This window comes from Citrobacter sp. VF227, assembly GCF_052950715.1.
In genome coordinates this window covers 1-1,886 of record NZ_JBRFVF010000039.1, presented here as the reverse complement: position 1 = coordinate 1,886, position 1,886 = coordinate 1, and the positions used below count along the sequence as shown (strand labels likewise).

Genomic DNA, 1,886 nt, shown 5'->3' with positions numbered 1-1,886 from the left:
CCTCACGCTGCAATCACTGACGGAAACGTGCACGACGGACGGGGCTCCCTCGGGCTGCTCGGCGCTCCTGACGCTCGACGAGGGCGTGCTGCGCTGGCGTGTTACGGGCGTCGACGCTCCCGAGGTCGCGCTGCCGTTCGGTTCCGCGAAGCGCCGTTGGTACGCCCCGCTGCCCCGCTTCACGAACCTCGCGAAAGCCGCCGAATAGTGAACCTTCGAGGCTAGAGCTGTTCCCGGTCAGGTAGCGACGGCCAAGTCGTTCTCGTAGCCAGCTGCGGCGAGGTAGTTGCAGCACTCCTGCGGCGTGAAACGGGTGAAGGCCTGCCGGATCGAGGCCGCGCTCGATGTACTTGCGGATGGTCTTCGGATCACGACCGGTCCGCCGGGCGATGGCGGTGACTGACAGACGCTGTCGGTGCAGGTCGAGGATCATGAGGAGTTCTCCCAGCAGGACCATCCTCGTCGCCCCCGGCCGCTACGCATCGGCGGGTATGGTGGCGGAGGATGGATAAGCCCGAGGGTGCGGGGTGCACCCCGCACCCTCGGGCCAGGGCACCGACCAGGGAATTTTCGATGCCCACAATCAGGGAGTATTCAACGCCCACTGACAAGCGCTACCACTACACCAGCCATGACGAGCTGCGGCACCACCTGCAGCTGTTCGTCGATGCCTACAACTACGGCCGCCGGCTCAAGACCCTGCGCGGCCTCACGCCCTACGAATTCATCTGCCAGACCTGGACGAAAGAGCCCAAGCGCTTCAGGTTCGATCCGTCACACCACATCCCGGGACCGTACATCTAGAGCCAGTCCCGCGCCGCTTGAGACGGGTTTGCGGGTAGCGCGTTGGGGCGTGATGGTGTGGACGCCCCCGGCGGTATCAGCGTGCCAGAGTGGTGGTGTTAGAGCCCACTTCCGGAGGCGTCCATGAACCAGGTGAGCACCGTCGGCCTCGATCTGGCCAAGCGCATCTTTCAGTTCCATGGGGCTGATAGCGCAGGTGCCGTGGTCTTTCGCAAGAAGCTGCGCCGTGGCCAGGCTCTCGCCTTCTTTGCCACCTTGCCGCCTTGCACGGTGGCCATGGAAGCCTGTGGCAGCGCTCACTTTTGGGCCCGCGAGATTGCCAAACTCGGCCACTTGGTGAAGCTGATCGCGCCGGCTTACGTGAAGATCTCATGAGAAGGTGGCGATCAGGCGCCGTTTATGCAGGATGGACGGCCTGACGCTCTTCATGGCCGCTCCTTCCTGAGGCCACTTCGAGCCCGCCCTGATCAAGATGCTACGGACCGCCTGATGTGTGTAGGGCGGTGACAAAACCATCCACTGGAGCGTCGGCTTTGTGCTGATGCGGGCGGTGTAAAAGCCGGCCAGTGGAGAGGCTTCTCTTTCGAGAGGAGCCGAGGATGTTCGTCGTGGAAGTCTACGCAGCCGTTCGGCAGTTCGTGTTCATCGAGGGCCAGTCCCGGCGTGAGGCGGCTCGGGTCTTCGGGTTGAGCCGAGAGACGATCGCCAAGATGTGTCGGTTCTCGTTGCCGCCGGGCTACACACGCTCGAAGCCGGTCGAGAAGCCGAAGCTCGGGCCTCTTCTGCCAGTGATCGCGGCGATCCTTGAGGCGGACCGGACTGCACCGCTCAAGCAACGCCATACGGCCAAGCGGATCTTCGAGCGCCTACGCGACGAGCACGGCTATGCCGGTGGCTATACCGTGGTGAAGGACCACGTACGGATCTGCCGAGCACGGGGGCAGGAGACTTTCGTGCCGCTCGCCCACCCGCCCGGCCATGCCCAGGTCGATTTTGGCGAGGCGGTCGCCACCATCGCTGGCGTGCGCCGCAAGATCCATTTCTTCTGCATGGATCTGCCGCACTCCGACGCCTGCTTCGTG

The 1,886-nt window shown here is 64.2% G+C and carries 1 protein-coding gene and 4 pseudogenes; 4 read left to right on the top strand and 1 reads right to left on the bottom strand.

Features of this window, described 5'->3' with window-relative positions:
- Positions 1-208 (top strand): hypothetical protein (locus ACU8YC_RS24805; RefSeq protein ID WP_446895933.1); only part of this gene is annotated, 208 nt, incomplete at its 5' end.
- A 29-nt stretch (positions 209-237) separates the two neighbouring features.
- Here ACU8YC_RS24805 and ACU8YC_RS24800 read toward each other — a convergent pair.
- Positions 238-336: pseudogene (locus ACU8YC_RS24800) on the bottom strand (IS630 family transposase); the annotation flags it as partial.
- Positions 337-603: 267 nt separating this feature from the next.
- Here ACU8YC_RS24800 and ACU8YC_RS24795 point away from each other — a divergent pair.
- The 3 pseudogenes from ACU8YC_RS24795 to ACU8YC_RS24785 all read left to right on the top strand — a co-directional run.
- Positions 604-804 (top strand): annotated as a pseudogene (locus ACU8YC_RS24795) (IS3 family transposase); the annotation flags it as partial.
- Positions 805-927: 123 nt separating this feature from the next.
- Positions 928-1,170, top strand: a pseudogene (locus ACU8YC_RS24790) (IS110 family transposase); the annotation flags it as partial.
- 233 nt (positions 1,171-1,403) lie between these two features.
- Positions 1,404-1,886, top strand: a pseudogene (locus tag ACU8YC_RS24785) (IS21 family transposase); the annotation flags it as partial.